Raw genomic sequence first — 17444 nt, 5'->3', positions numbered from 1 at the left:
GCCGCCCGCGCGATCACCGCACCGGCACGCAATTGGCGCCGCGGGCGCGCACCTGCTCGCAGAACTGCGTGGCCTGCTCCTGGTCGGCGATTCCGCCGGTGCGCAGGCGGAAGAGCGGCGCCTGGCCGTCGCCGCGGTCGAGCCGCAGGACCTGCGGCCCGCGGCCCTGGAAGAGCTCGGGCGCGCGGCGCCCCAGCCGGTCCCATTCGGCGCGCGCCGCTTCCTCGGTCGGCAGGGCGCCGAGCTGGACGGAGACGCGGCCCGTCGGGCTCGGCGCAGCCACGCGCTGGGCCGGGGCGGGCGGTGCGGTGGCGGGCGCGGCACCCGCGACCGGGGTCGGCGGCGCCAGCGGCGCCGCGGGCGCGGGCACCGCCGCCGGCGGCTGCACGACCTGGCGCGGCGGCGGCTGCACGGCCGCGCGCAGCCCGCCGAGGTCCGGCGCCTCCGCGCCCGGCGAGACGTTGGTGTTCCGCGCCGCTTGGTTCGCCAACGCGTTCCGCTGGTTCGGGCGCTCCAGCACCATCTCGGTCTGGTTGGGCACGCGCATGCCGCCGGGATCGTCGGGCCGGACCTTGTAGGGGCCGACCGGCGCCTCCACGACCGGGACGGACCGCATCCCGCCCCAGGACTTCCAGCCCCACCAACCCGCCAGGCCGATGGCGGCGACGCCGAGCAGCGCGCCGGCGATCGCCAGCAGCCGCCAGGGCATCGAGCTCTGCTCGCGCTGGATCCGATAGGACGGGATTACGGCATCGCTCATCGCATCTCCTCGACCGGCTCCACCCCCATGACCGCGAGGCCCGATCGGAGGACCGTCGCCGTGGCGGCCACCAGCGCCAGCCGCGCCCGGGTCGCCTCCGGCTCCTCCGCCCGGATGAATCGCAGGGTCGAATCGTCACGGCCCTTGTTCCAGAGTATATGAAAGTCGGCCGCCAAGTCTTGGAGAAAAAACGCGATTCGGTGCGGCTCCCGCGCTGCGGCAGCGGCCTCAACTGTGCGCGGCCAGGCGGCCATCCTACGGATCAGCGCCATCTCCGCGGGGTCGGAAATCGTCTCCATCGGCGCGGCCGCGAGATCATCGAACGCGGGATCGCCGGCCTGCCTCAGGACCGACCGGCAGCGCGCATGGGCGTACTGCACGTAGAACACGGCGTTGTCGCGGGACTGCTCGACCACCTTGTCGAGGTCGAACTCCATCTGCGCGTCCGACTTGCGCGTTAGCATGGTGAAGCGCACGGCGTCCTTGCCCACTTCGTCGATGAGGTCTCGCAGCGTGACATAGGTGCCGGCGCGCTTTGACATCCGCACGGGCTCGCCGTTCTTCACGACGTGCACGATCTGCGTCAGCACCACATCCAGCGAGACCTGCCGGTCCGACAGCGCCGCCACGGCGGCCTGCATGCGCTTGACGTAGCCGCCGTGGTCGGCGCCCCAGACCTGCACGAGCTCGGGGAAGCCGCGCGCGATCTTGGCCAGGTGGTTCGCGACGTCATTCGCGAAGTAGGTGCCCGACCCGTCGGACTTCCGCAGCGGCCGGTCCACGTCGTCGCCGAAGAGCGTCGCGCGGAACAGCACCTGGGGCCGAGGCTCCCAGTCGTCGGGCGTCTTGCCCTTCGGCGGCTCCAGCACGCCGGTGTAGATCAGCTCCTTGGCCGCGAGCGTCGCCTCGGCCTTCTGCAGCCAGCCTTCCTCGACGATCTGGCGTTCGCTGATGAAGACGTCCTGGCGGACGCCGAGCGCGGCCAGGTCCTCGCGGATCGCGTCCATCATCAGGCCGACCGTCGTGTCGCGCACGATCTCGAGCCAGGTGTCGGGGCCGGCGGCGGCGTAGCCGTAGATGCCGTCGGCGGCGGCGAGCGCGTCGCCATGACGTTCCTTCAGCGCGGCGCCGACAGGGATCAGATACTCGCCGCGATACTGCAGCCCGCCCGGCACGGACTGAGCGTAGTGCTCCTCGGTCATCGTGGTGCCGAGGGCCTGCAGGTATCGCCAATACGCGGCGTAGGCGAGGGCGAGCACCTGCGCCCCGGCGTCGTTGATGTAGTATTCGCGCGTGACGTCGTAGCCGGCCTTGGCCAGCAGCCCGGCCAGCGCGTCGCCCACCACCGCGCCGCGGCAATGCCCGACATGCATCGGCCCCGTGGGGTTGGCCGAGACGTATTCGACGTTCACCCGCTTCCCCTGCCCCATCCGGCTGTCGCCGAAGGCCGGGCCGGTGGCCAGGATCGCTGGCACCAGCGCGCGAAGGTGATCCTCCCTCAGCCGCAGGTTGACGAAGCCCGGGCCGGCCGGCGCGGCTTCCGCCACCTCCGGCAGCGCGGCGAGCTTCGCCGCCAGCTCCGCCGCCAGCTTCGGCGGCGGGACCTTGGCGGCCTTGGCGACCACCATGGCGCCGTTGGTCGCCATGTCGCCATGGGAGGGGTCGCGCGGCGGCTCGGTCTGCACCTTGGCGAAGGCCTCCTCCGGCAGGTCCGGCAGGATCTCGCGCAGCGCCGCCACGGTGCGGGCGCGCATGGCGGCAAAGATGTCGTGCGTCATGGCGGGCCGGGTTTAGCCCAGCCAGTGGGGTGTCGCCATGCCCGCCGACGCCCGGCTACCCTGCGCCCAGAGGGAGACGCCTGGGAGGCCTTCATGCGCATCGCCATCGCCGGCGCCGGTCCTGCCGGACTCCATCTCGCCGCCCTGCTCCGCCTCCGCCGGCCCGAGGCCGAGATCCGCGTCTTCGAGCAGAACCCGGAGGGCGCGACCTTCGGCTTCGGCGTCGTCTTCTCCGACCGGGCGCTTGATTTCCTCGCCGCCGACGACCCCGCGCTCCATGCCGCGCTGGCCGGGCGGCTGGAATCCTGGACCGCCATCACGCTGAACCACCCGCAGGGCCAGGTCGTGATCGACGGCATCGGCTTCACCGCGATCGCCAGGCTCGAACTGCTGCGGCTGCTGACGGCGCGCCTCCGCGCGCTCGGCGTCGAACCCGCCTTCGGCACGCGCGTCACTCCGGACGACCTCGCGGGCTTCGACCTTGTCGTCGCCGCCGACGGGCTGAACTCCGCCCTGCGCGACGCCGCGGCCTTTGGCACCTCCATTCGGGAGCTGACCAACCGCTTCGCCTGGTTCGGTACGACGAAGCGCTTCGACACGCTGACCCAGACCTTCCGCGCGACGGAACTCGGCGCCTTCAACGCGCATCACTACCGCTACGCCCCCGACATGAGCACCTTCATCGTGGAATGCGACGCCGCGACCTTCGACCGCGCCGGCTTCGCCGCGATGGACGAGGCGACGACCCGCGCCACGCTGGAAGCGATATTCGCGCCGGAGCTCGACGGCCATCCGCTGGTCTCCAACCGCTCGGTCTGGCGCCGCTTTCCCATCCTGCGCAATGCGCGCTGGTCCGTTGGGAACACCGTGCTGATCGGCGACGCGCTGCGCACCGCGCATTTCTCCATCGGCTCCGGCACGCGGCTCGCCTTCGAAGATTCCATCGCGCTCGCCAAGGCGCTCGATGTGCATTGGGGCGACGTGCCCGCAGCGCTGGCGGCCTATGAAGCCGCGCGGCGGCCGGTGGTGGAAACGCTGACAGCAGCCGCCGACGCTTCCGCCGCCTGGTACGAGGATTTCGCGGCGCAGATGGCGCTCGCGCCCATCGACTTCGCGCTGTCCTACATCCAGCGATCGGGCCGCGTCGACCTGAACCGCCTGGCGAGGATCGCGCCCGCCTTCGTCGCGCGGGTACGCGCGGAACGCCCGGAGCTCGCCGCATGATCCGCGACACCTGCCCCGACGATGCGCCCGGCGCGCGCGAGATCGGCTTCGCCATACCCGACCGCTACAACGCGGCGTCGGTCCTGTACGACAACCTCGACCGCGGCAACGCGGATCGCGTGGCGATCCATCATGCCGGCGGCACCATGACCTATGCCGAGCTCTGCACCGCCGCGTCGCGCTTCGGCCATGCGCTGCTGTCGCTGGGATTGCAGCGGAGCGACCGCGTGCTGCTGCTGCTGGACGACACGCCGGCCATGCCCATCGCCTTCTTCGGCGCGATCCGGGCCGGCTTCGTCCCCGTCTGCATCAACACCCTCGCACCGCCGGACCTCCTGAACTTTTATCTGTCGCACACCGAAGCGAAGGTCGCGGTGATCGAGGGCGGACTTGCGGAGCCCGCGCTGTCCGAGGAAGCGACCGCGGGGACGAAGCTGCGGCATGTCGTGGTGACGGGCGATGCGCTTCCCCGCCTCGAACTTCCCTCCCCCGCAAGCGGGGGAGGGTCAGGGAGGGGGTCCGAGGATGAGCGCGCCCCGAACGAAGCTCACGTCGCGACGCTCGCAGATTTCCTCGCCCCGCACCCCGCCCATCTCCCTGCCGCCGACACCGCGCGCGACGACATGGCGTTCTGGCTCTACTCCACCGGCTCCACCGGGCGGCCCAAGGGTATCGTCCATCTCCAGCACGACATCGCCTACACCGTGCGCAGCTACGCCGACCACATCCTGAAGCTCGCGCCCGACGACATCTGCTTCTCCGTCCCGAAGATCTTCTTCGCCTACGGCCTCGGCAATTCGATGACCTTCCCCTTCGCCGCCGGCGCCTCCGCCGTCCTGCTCGCCGGCCGTCCCGTGCCGGGCCGCATCTTCGGCTCCATCGCGACGCACCGCCCGACCGTCCTCTTCGCCCTCCCCACGGTCTACAACGCGCTCCACCACGCGCCGGAAGCGGCGATCTCGGACACCTCGTCGCTCCGCCTCTGCATCTCCGCCGCCGAGGTGTTGTCGGAGGAGGTCGCGACGTCCTGGAAGCAGCGCACCGGCCTCGACATCGTCGAGGGGCTCGGCAGCACCGAGGTGCTGCACATCTACCTCTCCAACAGCCCCGAGGCGCATCGCCCGGGTTCGGCCGGCCGCCGTGTGCCGGGCTACGAGGTCGTGCTGCGCGACCCCGACGGCAATCCCGTCGGCGACGGGGAGGAAGGCATCCTCTGGGTCCGCGGCCATTCCAACGCGCCCTGCTACTGGAACCGCCCCGACAAGACCGCCGAGACCATGCGCGAGGCCGGCTGGATCTACACCGGCGACCGCTTCGTGCGCGACGCCGAGGGCTTCCACTTCTTCCGCGGCCGCGCCGACGACCTGGTGAAGGTCAGCGGCCAATGGGTCCACCCGATGGAGGTGGAGCTTTGCCTCGCGAACCATCCGGAGGTGAAGGAGGTCGCGGTGCTGGCGCTCGAGTTGCCGGACCGCCGGATGACGCTGAAGGCCTGGGTGGTGCCGAAGGACGGCGCCGATCCCGCGACGCTGCCCGCCGCGCTGCAGGCCCACGCCAAGGCCGCGCTGCTGCCCTACAAATATCCGCGCCTCGTCGAGATCGTGGACGCCCTGCCGCAAACCGGCACCGGCAAGATCGACCGTGTCGCGCTGAAGTCGCGCCGCTGATCGCCTCCCCCGCTTTTGCGGGTAAGGTTTAGGGTGGGGGCACGTCCCGCCGCATTCACAAGGTTCGCCCCCCATGCCCTCCCCCTTCGATCTCTCCGGCCGCGTCGCCTTCGTCACCGGCGGCAATGGCGGCATCGGCCTCGGCATGGCGCGCGGCCTGGCCGAGGCAGGCGCCACCCTGGTCATCGCCGGCCGCAACGCCGCGAAGAACGCCGCGGCCGTGGCGACGCTGAGCGCCCTGTCGCGCGCCGAGGCCATCGCGCTCGACGTCACGGACGAGGCCGCGTGCCGCGCCGCCATCGTCGATGCCGCCGTGCGCCACGGCCGGCTCGACATACTCGTGAACAACGCCGGCATTCCCTCCGGCGCGCGGCCCGAGGCGATGAGCACCGCCGAATGGCACGCCATCCTCGACACGAACCTCACCAGCGCGATGGTGCTGTCGCAGGCTGCGCATCCCGTGATGAAGGCGCAGGGAGGCGGCAAGGTGATCAACGTCGCCTCGGTCGCGGCGGTGGTCGCCGGGCCGACGATGGGCGCCTATTCCGCCAGCAAGGCGGGGCTGACGGGCTTCACCCGCGCCTGCGCCGTCGCCTGGGGGCCCGACAACATCCAGGTCAACGCCGTCCTGCCCGGCTGGATCGACACCGACATGACGAAGCGCCGGCAGGACGACGCGGCCTTCAGCGCGAGGATCCTGGACCGCGTGCCGGCCGGGCGCTGGGGCCGCATCGATGATTTCGCGGCGATCGCGGTCTTCCTCGCCGGCCCGGGATCGGACTTCGTGACGGGGTCCAGCATCACGGTGGATGGGGGCTACAGCATCGGGATATGAAAGCCGCTTCGGAATGAAGCCGGAACAGCCTCATTGACCCAAAGCGGACCATCTCTTGTGGATGGGCTGTGCCCACCATGATCGGCTGTTTGGCCATCGGCACCAGTACAGCTTGTGCCGACGAACCTGAAGAAGCGGAGGTCGCGACTACTCACACGCACCGGGTTTTCGCCGCGATGTGGAATTGATGCGAAATCACCGGCGTCCATTGGACGTCCACGTCTCCCTCATCAAGCCGTCTTGATCCGATAACACTGTTGTTCCTGCATGCCGGGGCTCACGGTGCGGCGTCGGTTTCGGCACCCAGCCGCGAGCCGAGCCGCGACAGACACTCGGTCGGATCACCCGCCGCGCGGCGCTGAGGTCTCTGGGCCCGAGGCGGGCGTGAGACGCTCGCCTGCCACCGTGACGGTGGGCAGACACCCCGTTCCCGCCGAAGCCGCTTCCATCGACACAGGAGAAGCTCCATGGCCGGCCACCGCATTCCAGTCGATTTCGGCCCGGGACCAGGCCCGCGGGCGCCGCCGCCCCGTCCGTCCGTGCGCCGCCGCGGGCTGCTCGGCGGCGCCGGCGTGGCGCTCGGCGCTGCGCTCGCACCAGCGGGCACATCCCCCATCGCCCCGGCGGCGGCCCAGCCGGCGGTGCAGCCCGCGGGTACCGACCCGCCGACGCGCCCGCTTGACGCCGCGATGCGCCGGCGCGCCGTCGAAGTGCGCGACGCCGGCGCGCGAAGGATCGGCGAGGCCCCCATCGCCCCGCACCCCACCAACGCCGACGAGACGCGCTACCCGACCCAAATCGGCTCCGACACCCGGGCCCTGCCGCACAATCCACGCGGCGAAGTGGACCCGGCCGCCTGGTTGGCCATGCTCGAGGCCTGCCAGTCCGGCAACCCGGCGGATTTCGAGAAGATACCGCTCGGCGGCACGCGCCGGCTGGGCAATCCGGTCGGCCCGATGGCGGTGAGCCTCGGCGGCCTCACGCCGACGCAGTTCGCGATCCCGGCGGCGCCCGCCTTGGCCAGCGCTGAACGCGCGGCCGAGGCGGCCGAGGTGTACTGGCAGGCGCTGCTACGCGACGTGCCCTTCGCCGAGTTCCACGACGGCACCGGCAACCAGGATGTGCTGGCGGCCGCCGAGGAGCTCAGCCGTCTCCCCGGCTTCCGGGGGCCGAAGGCGCAGGGGCGCGTCACGCCCGGCACGCTGTTCCGCGGCGGCGCGCTCTACGTCGATGCGATCGACCCGAAGGGCCGCGCCGTCACGCCGCCGGGCGTGCTGGACGGGCCGGTGATCTCGCAGTTCCTGCTCCGCGACGTGCCCTACGGCGCGCAGTGGATCGGCGCGCGCATCCGCACCGCCACGCCCGAGAGCGAGTTCCTGACCGAGTACGACGAATGGCTGAGGGTTCAGAACGGCGAGGCGCCGCGCGGCCAGCTGCGGTTCGACGCGACGCCGCGCTACATCGCGACCGGGCGGGACCTGGCGGAGGCCGTGCGCACCGGGGTGCCGCAGCCCTGGACGCTCGCGCTGCTGCTCGCCACGGCGTCGGGCGGGCCGGATCCGCGCTACGGCGGCATGTTCCCACTGGCGCAGCCTGCGCTGAACCCGTCGAACCCGTACCTGCGCTCGCGAAACCAGAGCGCGGGCAACGCCAGCTTCGGGCTGTCACCGCTGCAGGCGGTGATGGCGGAGGGATGCAACTTCGCACCCCGCGCCGCCTACTGGCAGAAGTGGTTCGTCCACCGCACGCTGCGGCCGGAGGCCTACGGCGGGCTGGCGCACCATCGGGTGGTCAACGGCGTGGACGACTACCCGCTGAATGACGACTTCCTGCAGTCGGAGGCGCTCCGCCGCACACGGGCCAAGCAGGGCACGTGCCTGCTGTCGCAGAACTCGCCTGACGGCTCGCCCGTCTTCTCGGCCTACCCTGGAGGCGGCGCGAGCGTCGCGGGCGCCGCCGCGACCGTGCTGAAGGCCTTCTTCGACGAGGCGCGCGTGGTTGAGAACCCGATGCAGCCCGACCCGCGCGACCCGACGCGGCTGGTGCCCTACGCCGGGCCGCCGCTGACGGTCGGCGGGGAGCTGAACAAGCTGGCGGCGAACCTTGCCATGGGGCGGAACTGGATGGGCATCCACTGGTGGTCGGACATGGCGGCCTCCATGGTCCTCGGCGAGGAGGTGGTGATCAGCCTGCTGCGCGACGAGCACGCCACCTACCGCGAGGCCTTCGACGGCTTCAGCTTCACGCGTTTCGACGGCACCCGCGTGACAGTCTGAGCCTCGGTCGGCCGGCGCCTGCGGGTCAGGCGCCGGCCGGGCCATTTGGCGGGACCGGCAGCGAGCCGTCGTTCACGTCGTCTTCGCCCTGGCTGAAAAGGTCTCGAACAGGCATTCGCATGGTCAGCGGCTAACATCCTGGCCGCTCCGTCTCCATTCTGGCTCGGCGTCCGACCCTTCCAACCAGGCGGCGCAGGCGGCATCCTCCCTCCAACCGCCCGGGAGGAACCGCCATGCACCGCCGCACCCTGATGCGCGCGCTCGCCGCCGCGCCGCTGCTGCCGACCGCCGCGCGCGCGCAGGCCGACTGGCCCACGCGGCCCGTCAGCATCCTCGTCCCCTTCGTCGCCGGCGGCCCCTCCGACATCGTCGCGCGCGCCATCGCCGCGCGCATGCCGGTCTCCCAGCCCGTGGTGGCGGAGAACCGCCCGGGCGCGAACGGAGAGGTCGCGGCCCGCGCCGTGGCGCGCGCCCCGGCCGATGGCTACCTCCTCTTCGTCGGCTCGATCGGCGTCTTCGCCATCAATGCCGCGCTTCGGCCGAACCTCGGCTACGACCCGCTGCGCGACCTCACGCCGATCACGCTCGCCGTCACCACGCCGAACCTGCTGGTGGTGAACCCCGATCGCGTGCCGGTGCAAAGCCTGGCGGAGCTGACGGAATGGCTGCGGCGCAACCCCGGCCGGACCAGCTACTCGACCTCCGGCGTCGGCTCGTCGGACCACCTGACGATGGAGCTCTTCAAGCAGCGCACCGGGACGGACCCCGAGCACGTGCCCTACCAGGGCGGCGCGGCGGCGGCGACCGACCTGATCGCGGGCAACGTCCAGCTGAGCTTCCAGAACCTCGGCACGGTGGCCGGCCATATCCAGGGCGGGCGGCTGCGCGCCGTCGCGGTGACCTCGGAACGGCGCAACGCGCTGCTGCCCGACGTGCCGACCGCGGTCGAACAGGGCCTGGCCGATTTCGTCGTGACGTCCTGGCAGGCGGTGATGGCGCCGGGCGGCATGGCCCCGGCGCTGCAGGCCCGCGTGCACGCCGCGGTGGCCGAGGCGCTGCGCCACCCCGAGACGGTGCAGCGGCTCGGCGCGATCGGCCTGGAGGTCGTGGCCAACAGCCCCGAGGATTACCGCCGTTTCCAGGAGGCCGAGATTGCGCGATGGCGCGAGGTGGTGCGCGCGGCGAACATCCGGGCGGAGTAGCGGAAAGCCTGGACAGTGCTGTCCCCGCCGGAGCAGAATAGGAACTCTGTCCTTGTGCGGGACAGCCGTTCTTTCAAGCTGTCGATCCGTTCGCTGAGCAACCGGTCAGGCAATGCAGTGGGCGCTAGGCTTCCCGTTTGAGGGCCAAAAGGCCAAAACCGTAAAGTGACTAAATTCCCACACTATCCCGGAATCGTGGGATCCGTCAGGCGCCGGTGCTCCTCCAGCGCGTAGCGGTCCGTCATGCCCGCGAGGTAGTCGCAGACCGCCGCCGCCGCCTCGCGGGATCCCGGCTCCCCCGCCCGCTTCTGCCACCAGGGCGGCAGCTGCCGCGGCTCGCCATGCAGCAGCGTGAAGAGCATCTGCAGCGCCCGCTTGCATTTCTGCGTCGTCCGGTTGACCCGCCAGTGCCGGTACATCCGGGCGAAGAGGAAGGCGCGGAGCTGGTTGTTCGCCTCCATCATGCCGTCCGAGAAGGCGACGACCGGCCGGTCGGCAGCGCGGATGTCGTCGGCCGATTTCGGATCGAGCCGCTCGATCCGCCGCCGCGTCTCCGCCACGACGTCGTTGACCATGGCGTTGATCACGCGGCGCACCGTCTCGCTCGTCGCGCGGTCGCGCGCCAGGTCGGCATGCGCGGCGCGCGCCTGGTCCAGCGCCTGGCCGACCATCGGCAGCTCCGCCGCCTCCTCCAGCGTGAACATCCCGGCCCGCACGCCGTCGTCGAGGTCGTGGTTGTTGTAGGCGATGTCGTCCGCGATCGCCGCGACCTGCGCCTCCGCGCTCGCATGGGTGGTCAGCTGCAGCGGGTGCCGCCGGTCGTATTCCGCGATGTAGGGCGCGGGACGGCGCAGCGGGCCGTTGTGCTTGGCCAGGCCCTCCAGCGTCTCCCAGGTCAGGTTCAGCCCGTCGAAGCCGGCGTAGCGCGTCTCCAGCACCGTCACGGCCTTTAGGGACTGCGCGTTGTGGTCGAAGCCGCCATGCGGCTTCATCATCGCGTCGAGCGCGTCCTCGCCGGCGTGGCCGAAGGGCGGGTGGCCGAGGTCATGCGCCAGCGCCAGCGCCTCCGCCAGGTCCTCGTCCAGCGCGAGCTCGCGCGCCATGGAGCGGGCGAGCTGCGCGACTTCCAGGCTATGCGTCAGGCGCGTCCGGAAATGGTCGCCCTCGTGGTAGACGAAGACCTGCGTCTTGTACTGCAGCCGCCGGAAGGCCGTGGAGTGGATGATCCGGTCCCTGTCGCGCTGATAGGGCGAGCGCGCGCCGCCCGCCGGCTCGGGGAACAGCCGGCCCCGGGATTCGCTAGCCCGCACTGCCCAGGGCGCGAGGCCGTCCGGCAACCGCAAGGGGTCCATGGATCAAGGGCCTAGCACCGTGCCCGGCGACGCCGCAACACAGCGCGGCCTTTAAAGGACCGGCGCGGTCCTCTATCTTGAGGGCATGGAATCCACCGCCTTCCGCGTCACCCCCCGCGCCGCCGCGCAGGTAGCCGAGATCGCCGCCCGGGAAGGCAAGCCCGGCGCCGGCCTTCGGCTCGCCGTGGATGCTGGCGGCTGCTCCGGCTTCCAGTACCGCTTCGGGCTGGAGGACGCGCCCGCCCCCGACGACCTCGTGGTCGAGGAAGGCGCGGGCAAGGTCTTCGTGGACCCCGTCAGCCTGGAGCTCCTCGCCGGCGCCGAGCTCGACTGGGCCGAGGCACTGATCGGCGCCCATTTCGCGGTGCGCAACCCGCAGGCCGTCAGCGCCTGCGGCTGCGGGACGTCCTTCTCCGTCGGTTGAACCGGTACCGTTACGCGGTGCTTGCCTTTGCGCTTCCGCGGGACTAATTACTGACTGGTCAGTCAGTAAGGATCCCGGGCCATGCCGCGCCCGTCCCGCACCCGTCGCAAGGAAGACCGCCCGGCCGAGCTGCTGGAAGCCGCGCTCGACACCTTCCGCGCCAAGGGCTTCGCGGCCACGCGGATGGACGACATCGCCGCGCGCGCCGGCGTCTCCAAGGGGACGATCTACCTCTACTACCCCTCCAAGGAGGCGATCTTCGAGGCGCTGGTGCGGGACCGCCTGCTCCCCAATCTCGACAGGGTCGAGGCCGCCGCGGCCGCCTCCCCCCTCCCCGCCGGCGCGACGCTGCGCCTGATCGCCGGCATGGCGTCCCAGGTCATGGCCGATGCGCGCCTGGTCGGCGTGCCGAAGATGGTTCTCGCCGAGGCCGGCAACTTCCCCGAACTCGCCCGCTTCTACCGCGAGGCCGTCGTCGCCCGCGCGCTCGCGCTCATCGCCGGCGTCATCCGGCGCGGGATCGCGGCCGGCGAGTTCCGCGACACCGATCCCGAGATCGCCGCGCGCCTCTTCGTCTTCCCCGTGCTGGTCACGGCCTTGTGGCAGGCGACCTTCGCGCCGGTGGAGGACCACCCGGTCCCGCCCGCGAAGGTCGTCGAGCAGCACCTCGAGACCTGGCTGCGCGGCATGGCGCGGGACGGTGCGCGATGAGGCGCTGGACCCCTGCCCTGCTGCTGCTGGCGCTGCTGGCCTGCGACAAGCCGCCCGAAGACGGGTTCCAGGGCTATGCCGAAGGCGAGTACCTGCGCATCGCCGCACCGGAAGCCGGCTGGGTGCAGGAGATCGCGGTCGCCAAGGGCCAGCGCGTCGAGGCCGGCGTGCCGCTCTTCACCCTCGACGCGACGCGCGAGCGCGCGGCCGCCGCGGAAGCCCGCGCCGCCCTCGCCCAGGCCGAGGGGCAGTATGCCGACCTGCTGACCGGGCTGCGCCCCGACGAGATCGCCTCGATAGAGGCGCAGCTGTCGGAGGCGGAAGCGAATCTGCGCCTGTCGCAGCTGACGCTGGAGCGCCAGGAGGAACTGGTCCGCACCCGCGTCGCCGCGCAGGCGCAGCTCGACCAGGCGCGGGCCGCCGCGCAGCAGGCCGAGGCAAGGCGCGACCGCATCCGCGCCGACCTCGCCGTCGCGCGCCTGCCCGCCAGGCGCGAGCGCATCGCGGCGGCCGAGGCGAATGTCGAGGCCGCGCGCGCCAATCTCGACCAGGCGCAATGGCGCCTCTCCCAGCGCGCCATCGCGAGCCCCGCCGCGGGCGTCGTGGACGACGTGGTGCGGCGCGCCGGCGAATGGGTGCCGGCGAGCGGGACCGTCGTCAGTCTGCTGCCCGACGGCGCGACCAAGGTGATCTTCTTCGTCCCCGAGGCCCGCCGCGCCGCGCTGCATCCCGGCGACCGCGTCGCCGTCTCCTGCACAGGGTGCCCGCCGAACCTGTCGGCGCGCATCAGCCGCATCGCGACCGACGCGGAATACACGCCGCCCGTCATCTACAGCCGCGAGACCCGCGCCAAGCTGGTCTGGCGCATGGAGGCGAGCGTGGAACGCATCCCGGGCGCGCCGACGCCGGGCCAGCCCGTGACGGTGCGCATCCCGTGACGGAGGGGCCGGTCATCGCCGTGCGCGGCCTGACCAAGCGCTTCGGGTCGCGCACCGTGGTGGACGGCGTGGACCTCGAGGTCTCTCGCGGGCAGATCCACGGCTTCCTCGGGCCGAACGGCAGCGGCAAGACCACGACGATCCGCATGCTCTGCGGGCTGCTGGTGCCCGATGCCGGGGAGGGCACCTGCCTCGGCCTCGACATCCGGCGCGACGCCTGGGCGATCAAGCAGCGCGTGGGCTACATGACGCAGCGCTTTTCGCTCTACGAGGACCTGACGATCCGGGAGAACCTGGACTTCGTCGCCCGCCTCTATGCGCTGAAGGACCGGCGCGCGCAGGTGGATGCGGCGCTGAAGCGGCTCGGGCTGACCGACCGCGCGGGCCAGCTCGCCGGGACGCTGTCGGGCGGGTGGAAGCAGCGGCTCGCCCTCGCCGCCTGCATCCTGCACCGGCCCGACCTGCTGCTGCTGGACGAGCCCACCGCCGGCGTGGATCCCAAGGCGCGGCGCGAGTTCTGGGACGAGATCCATGCGCTCGCCGCCGACGGCATGACCGTGCTGGTCAGCACCCACTACATGGACGAGGCCGAGCGCTGCCATCGCATCGCCTACATCGCCTACGGCAAGCTGCTGGCGAAGGGCACGGTGGAGGAGGTGATCGCGGGATCGGGCCTCTCGAGCTGGCACGTCGCGGGCCCCGAACGGCGCATCGCGGAACTCGCGCGGACGCTGAACGGCGCAAAGGGCGTCGAGATGGTCGCCCCCTTCGGCGCGACGCTGCATGTCAGCGGTCAGGACAGCGCCGCGCTCGATGCCGCGGTCGCGCCGTATCGCGAGGAGCCCGGGCTGCGCTGGGAACGTGCGGAGGCGACGCTGGAGGACGCCTTCATCCACCTCATGACGGGGGCGGCCGACAATTTCGCCGGCGGGGGCGCCGCATGATCCGGCTGTCCTGGGCGCGGCTGGTCGCGATGGTGGTGAAGGAATTCATCCAGATGCGGCGCGACCGCCTGACCTTCGCGATGCTGGTCGGCATCCCGCTGATCCAGCTCACGCTCTTCGGCTACGCCATCAACGCCGACCCGCGGAACCTGCCGACCGCGGTGCTGAGCGAGGACAACAGCGCCTTCAGCCGCGCCATCGTCGCGGGCCTGCAATCCAGCAGCTATTTCCGCCTGACCGCGCCGCCCGCCGACGCCGCGGCGCTGGACCGCATGCTCGCACTCGGCCAGGTGCAGTTCGCCATCGAGATCCCCGCGGGCTTCGGGCGCGACCTGCTGCGCGGCGACCGCCCGATGCTGCTGGTGATGGCCGACGCTACCGACCCTTCCGCCACAGGCAACGCCGTCGGCGCGCTGGAGCGCATCCTGGAGACCTCGCTTGCGCCGCTGCTGGACGGGCAGCTGGCGGCACTCGCGCGCGGTCCCGCGCCGGTCGATCTGCGCATCCAGCGCCGCTACAACCCGGAGACGCTGACCCAGTACAACATCGTGCCCGGGCTGATGGGCACCATCCTGACCATGACCATGATCATCATGACCGCGCTGGCCATGACGCGGGAACGCGAGCGCGGCACGATGGAGAACCTGCTGGCGATGCCGGTCCGCCCGCTGGAGGTCATGATCGGCAAGCTCGCCCCCTTCGTGCTGGTCGGCATGGTGCAGGTCGTGGTGATCCTCGTCGCCGCCCGGCTGCTATTCGGCGTGCCGATGGAAGGCGAGCCCGCCACGCTGATGGCCGGCCTGATGGTCTTCATCGTCGCCAACCTGGCGGTCGGCTTCCTGTTCTCGACCGTCGCGCGCAACCAGCTCCAGGCCATGCAGATGAGCTTCTTCTTCTTCCTGCCCTCGATCCTGATGTCGGGCTTCATGTTCCCCTTCCGCGGCATGCCGGACTGGGCGCAGGTGATCGGCGAGGCGCTGCCGCTGACTCATTTCCTCCGCGTCGTGCGCGGCGTGATGCTGAAGGGCAACGGGCTGGCGGAATCCTGGCCGGAAATCTGGCCGATGCTGGCCTTCCTCCTTGCCGTCTCGGTGCTGGCGATCGCGCGCTACCGCCAGACCCTCGACTAGCGGCCGCTACCGTGCCGGCGAAGGCAGGCGTGCCTCGATCCAGCCGATGATGTCGGCCATCACGCCTTCCTTGCCGATATCGTTCAGCAGGTCGTGGAAATGACCTTCGTAGAGCTTCAGCGTCTTGTCGGCGGAGCCGGCATGAGCGTGGAAATACTCGCTTCCCTTGCAGACCGTCGCCTTGTCCGCCGTGCCGTGCAGGATCAGCACCGGCAGCGTGATCCGTCCGAACGAATCTTGCAGCCGCTCATCGGCGCGGACCAGTGCGGCGACGGTCGCGGCGGGCTGCGTCTCGTGTTTGGTCAGCGGGTCGGCCTCGAGCGCGGCCAGGGCGACGGGATCGCGGGTGAAGTCCTTCATGTGCAGCGTCAGGACGCCGAGCCTGGGCGCGACGTGGCTGAGACCCTTGATGGCCGACAGGACGAAACCTGGCGCCGGCACCTGGAAGGCGAAGCTCTCGCAGATCAGCCCGTCTATTTCCGCTTGGTGATCGAGCGCATAAGTGCAGGCGACGACACCGCCGGCACTGTGGCCGAGCAGATAGACCGGCAGTCCGGGGTGGCGTTCCCTGGCGATCCTGATGAGCCCGCGCACATCGGCCACGTATTCCGCGACGTCGTCGACGTAGAACCGCGCGCCTTCCGACTTGCCGCGGCCTCGCAGGTCGACGGCGAAGACGGCGAAGCCGCGGCTGGCCAGTTGCCCGGCCGTCCAGGCATGCTGCCCGCCATGGGAGTTCACGCCATGGCAGATCACGACGACGGCCCGCGGCTCCCCCTGAGGGGGCCAGGCATGCATGTGGATGCGCACGCCGCCCTGGCTGATGAAATCCTCTTCCTGCATTGTCGTCGCTCCCGGCGGCTTGGTACCGCGCCCGATCCCGCGAGCTTACGCAGCACGGCCAGCGAGGCGCACATGGATTCTGCGGCCTGCCTGCCGCGCGATCCGGAAGGGGCCCTCGACGCCGGTCGCCGCCAAAGGCAGTGTTCGCTGCATGATCCGGCTCGCGACCTTCAACGTGAATTCCATCCGCCGGCGCGTCGGCCATGTGCGCCGCTTCCTCGAGCGCAAGCAGCCTGACCTGCTCTTCCTGCAGGAGCTGAAGTGCAGGACCGAGGAGTTCCCCGCGCTCGATTTCGCCGACACGGGCTATCGCGTCCATGCCATCGGCCAGCAGGGCGGGCGCAACGGCGTGGCCGTGCTAGGCCGCATCCCCTTCGAGGTCGTGCTGGAGGAACTGCCGGGCGACGGCGGGGACAACCACGCCCGCTATATCGAGGTCTCGGCCGCGGGCATGCGCGCGGCCGGCATCTACCTCCCCAACGGCAATTCCGGCGGGGATGACGGCTACGCCTACAAGCTGAACTGGATGGAGCGGCTGCGGGTGCTGGCGAAGGAGAGGCTCGACGCGTTCATCCCCTTCGCCGTACTGGGCGACTTCAACGTCTGTCCGACCGCCCTCGACCTCGTCCCCGGCGCGCTGCCGCCGACCGATGCGCTGGTGCGGCCAGAGACCCGCGCGGCCTGGCGGGCGCTGGAGCATCTCGGCCTGACGGACGCGCTGCGCGCGCTGCACCCGGGAGAGCGCGTCTACACCTACTGGGACTACGGCGCGAATTTCGAGCTGAACCGGGGGCTCCGCATCGACCACGCGCTGCTCAGCGCGGAGCTCGCGGAGCGGCTTTCCGGCGCCGAGGTGGACGTCGCGCCGCGCGCAGAGGACCAGCCCTCGGACCACACGCCCGTGATCGTCGAGCTCGCGTAGCCCGCGATCGGCCTGAGTGTGCTCACCGAAGGTGGGCACGCCAGGCCGTGAATCGCCGGGCCAGGGAAAGCTGGACCCGTATCGGGCTGACGAGAGTCAGCCCGATACGGGTCTAGCCCGCGGTCGCTCCGAGTGTGCACGCCGCAGGCGGGCATACGAAGAGCGTAAATCGCCGAGTCCAAGCTACCAGCGGCGATAGGGGTAGTAGGGCCTCGGTCCGTAATACGGGTACCCCCAGCCCGGCGGGCGGGGGTAGTAGGGGCGATAGATCGGCACCGTGCCGTAGACGACCACGGGCGGCGGCGGTGGCGGCGCATAGACCGGCGCCGGCGCATAGGCCTGTGGCGGCGCCACCACTTCGCCGGGTAGCGGCGCAACCACGCAGCCCGCGAGCGGCAGCATCGCGATGCCGAGCAACCATCGCCGACCCATCAGCGC

The 17444-nt window shown here is 71.2% G+C and carries 16 protein-coding genes; 11 read left to right on the top strand and 5 right to left on the bottom strand.

All coding sequences use genetic code 11. The annotated features are described in order from the left end of the window. Positions 1 to 13: 13 nt before the first annotated feature. Together ACLF3M_RS08100 and argS are read right to left on the bottom strand one after the other, a co-directional pair. Complete coding sequence (locus ACLF3M_RS08100; protein ID WP_430656382.1) at positions 14 to 760, bottom strand: SPOR domain-containing protein; 747 nt, start codon at positions 758 to 760, stop codon at positions 14 to 16. Continuing rightward, complete coding sequence (gene argS / locus ACLF3M_RS08095; protein WP_430656381.1) at positions 757 to 2538, bottom strand: arginine--tRNA ligase; 1782 nt, start codon at positions 2536 to 2538, stop codon at positions 757 to 759. The genes ACLF3M_RS08100 and argS overlap by 4 nt, the downstream gene beginning before the upstream one ends. A 93-nt stretch (positions 2539 to 2631) precedes the next feature. On the opposite strand from argS, the gene ACLF3M_RS08090 reads away from it, so the two are divergent. The 5 genes from ACLF3M_RS08090 (at position 2632) to ACLF3M_RS08070 (ending at position 9742) form a co-directional block, all read left to right on the top strand. Continuing rightward, the gene (locus ACLF3M_RS08090; protein WP_430656380.1) at positions 2632 to 3762 is read left to right on the top strand and encodes an FAD-dependent monooxygenase; all 1131 of its coding nucleotides are present in this window, start codon (positions 2632 to 2634) and stop codon (positions 3760 to 3762) included. Further along, complete coding sequence (locus ACLF3M_RS08085) at positions 3759 to 5429, top strand: benzoate-CoA ligase family protein (RefSeq protein ID WP_430656379.1); 1671 nt, start codon at positions 3759 to 3761, stop codon at positions 5427 to 5429. Before ACLF3M_RS08090 ends, ACLF3M_RS08085 begins: the two co-directional genes overlap by 4 nt. Before the next feature lie 73 nt (positions 5430 to 5502). After that, positions 5503 to 6264 carry an SDR family NAD(P)-dependent oxidoreductase gene (locus ACLF3M_RS08080; RefSeq protein ID WP_430656378.1) on the top strand — a complete coding sequence of 254 codons (762 nt, stop codon included), beginning with the start codon at positions 5503 to 5505 and terminating at the stop codon, positions 6262 to 6264. Positions 6265 to 6731: 467 nt separating this feature from the next. Beyond that, a complete protein-coding gene (locus tag ACLF3M_RS08075) occupies positions 6732 to 8540 on the top strand; it encodes a hypothetical protein (protein WP_430656377.1) in 1809 nt (602 codons plus the stop codon). A gap of 233 nt (positions 8541 to 8773) precedes the next feature. Continuing rightward, positions 8774 to 9742, top strand: a complete 969-nt coding sequence (locus ACLF3M_RS08070) for a Bug family tripartite tricarboxylate transporter substrate binding protein (protein WP_430656376.1) — start codon at positions 8774 to 8776, stop codon at positions 9740 to 9742. Positions 9743 to 9924: 182 nt separating this feature from the next. On the opposite strand, the gene ACLF3M_RS08065 is transcribed toward ACLF3M_RS08070, so the two are convergent. Continuing rightward, positions 9925 to 11094 (bottom strand): deoxyguanosinetriphosphate triphosphohydrolase, encoded by a 1170-nt coding sequence (locus tag ACLF3M_RS08065; protein WP_430656375.1) that lies wholly within the window; start codon positions 11092 to 11094, stop codon positions 9925 to 9927. An 85-nt stretch (positions 11095 to 11179) separates the two neighbouring features. Here ACLF3M_RS08065 and ACLF3M_RS08060 point away from each other — a divergent pair, with 85 nt between their 5' ends. From ACLF3M_RS08060 to ACLF3M_RS08040, 5 genes are all read left to right on the top strand, one after another. Further along, positions 11180 to 11518 (top strand): HesB/IscA family protein, encoded by a 339-nt coding sequence (locus ACLF3M_RS08060; RefSeq protein WP_430656374.1) that lies wholly within the window; start codon positions 11180 to 11182, stop codon positions 11516 to 11518. Between the two features lie 81 nt (positions 11519 to 11599). Then, entirely contained in the window at positions 11600 to 12229 is a 630-nt protein-coding gene (locus ACLF3M_RS08055; protein WP_430656373.1) for a TetR/AcrR family transcriptional regulator, read from the top strand. Further along, positions 12226 to 13167 (top strand): HlyD family secretion protein, encoded by a 942-nt coding sequence (locus tag ACLF3M_RS08050; protein ID WP_430656372.1) that lies wholly within the window; start codon positions 12226 to 12228, stop codon positions 13165 to 13167. The genes ACLF3M_RS08055 and ACLF3M_RS08050 overlap by 4 nt, the downstream gene beginning before the upstream one ends. Continuing rightward, positions 13164 to 14111 (top strand): ABC transporter ATP-binding protein, encoded by a 948-nt coding sequence (locus tag ACLF3M_RS08045; protein WP_430656371.1) that lies wholly within the window; start codon positions 13164 to 13166, stop codon positions 14109 to 14111. Before ACLF3M_RS08050 ends, ACLF3M_RS08045 begins: the two co-directional genes overlap by 4 nt. Continuing rightward, positions 14108 to 15241 (top strand): ABC transporter permease, encoded by a 1134-nt coding sequence (locus tag ACLF3M_RS08040; RefSeq protein WP_430656370.1) that lies wholly within the window; start codon positions 14108 to 14110, stop codon positions 15239 to 15241. The genes ACLF3M_RS08045 and ACLF3M_RS08040 overlap by 4 nt, the downstream gene beginning before the upstream one ends. A 6-nt stretch (positions 15242 to 15247) precedes the next feature. On the opposite strand, the gene ACLF3M_RS08035 is transcribed toward ACLF3M_RS08040, so the two are convergent. After that, positions 15248 to 16084, bottom strand: a complete 837-nt coding sequence (locus ACLF3M_RS08035; RefSeq protein WP_430656369.1) for a lysophospholipase — start codon at positions 16082 to 16084, stop codon at positions 15248 to 15250. Positions 16085 to 16238: 154 nt separating this feature from the next. On the opposite strand from ACLF3M_RS08035, the gene ACLF3M_RS08030 reads away from it, so the two are divergent. Next, entirely contained in the window at positions 16239 to 17006 is a 768-nt protein-coding gene (locus ACLF3M_RS08030) for an exodeoxyribonuclease III (protein ID WP_430656457.1), read from the top strand. Between the two features lie 183 nt (positions 17007 to 17189). Here the strand turns inward: ACLF3M_RS08030 and ACLF3M_RS08025 are convergent, their stop codons facing one another. Further along, entirely contained in the window at positions 17190 to 17438 is a 249-nt protein-coding gene (locus tag ACLF3M_RS08025; protein ID WP_430656368.1) for a hypothetical protein, read from the bottom strand. Between the last annotated feature and the right edge of the window lie 6 nt (positions 17439 to 17444).

It is taken from the genome of Falsiroseomonas sp. HW251 (assembly GCF_050563545.1).
Classification (GTDB): Bacteria; Pseudomonadota; Alphaproteobacteria; order Acetobacterales; family Acetobacteraceae; genus Falsiroseomonas.
Note: the sequence above shows the minus strand (reverse complement) of the source record. Positions and strands in the feature narration are given on the sequence as shown.

Coding starts and splice junctions, on each gene's coding strand:
- ACLF3M_RS08065 (WP_430656375.1), bottom strand. CDS start 11,094: ATGGACCCCTTGCGGTTGCCGGACGGCCTCGCGCCCTGGGCAGTGCGG.
- ACLF3M_RS08050 (WP_430656372.1), top strand. CDS start 12,226: ATGAGGCGCTGGACCCCTGCCCTGCTGCTGCTGGCGCTGCTGGCCTGC.
- ACLF3M_RS08040 (WP_430656370.1), top strand. CDS start 14,108: ATGATCCGGCTGTCCTGGGCGCGGCTGGTCGCGATGGTGGTGAAGGAA.
- ACLF3M_RS08085 (WP_430656379.1), top strand. CDS start 3,759: ATGATCCGCGACACCTGCCCCGACGATGCGCCCGGCGCGCGCGAGATC.
- ACLF3M_RS08100 (WP_430656382.1), bottom strand. CDS start 760: ATGAGCGATGCCGTAATCCCGTCCTATCGGATCCAGCGCGAGCAGAGC.
- ACLF3M_RS08070 (WP_430656376.1), top strand. CDS start 8,774: ATGCACCGCCGCACCCTGATGCGCGCGCTCGCCGCCGCGCCGCTGCTG.
- ACLF3M_RS08090 (WP_430656380.1), top strand. CDS start 2,632: ATGCGCATCGCCATCGCCGGCGCCGGTCCTGCCGGACTCCATCTCGCC.
- ACLF3M_RS08055 (WP_430656373.1), top strand. CDS start 11,600: ATGCCGCGCCCGTCCCGCACCCGTCGCAAGGAAGACCGCCCGGCCGAG.
- ACLF3M_RS08060 (WP_430656374.1), top strand. CDS start 11,180: ATGGAATCCACCGCCTTCCGCGTCACCCCCCGCGCCGCCGCGCAGGTA.
- ACLF3M_RS08025 (WP_430656368.1), bottom strand. CDS start 17,438: ATGGGTCGGCGATGGTTGCTCGGCATCGCGATGCTGCCGCTCGCGGGC.
- argS (WP_430656381.1), bottom strand. CDS start 2,538: ATGACGCACGACATCTTTGCCGCCATGCGCGCCCGCACCGTGGCGGCG.
- ACLF3M_RS08075 (WP_430656377.1), top strand. CDS start 6,732: ATGGCCGGCCACCGCATTCCAGTCGATTTCGGCCCGGGACCAGGCCCG.
- ACLF3M_RS08035 (WP_430656369.1), bottom strand. CDS start 16,084: ATGCAGGAAGAGGATTTCATCAGCCAGGGCGGCGTGCGCATCCACATG.
- ACLF3M_RS08080 (WP_430656378.1), top strand. CDS start 5,503: ATGCCCTCCCCCTTCGATCTCTCCGGCCGCGTCGCCTTCGTCACCGGC.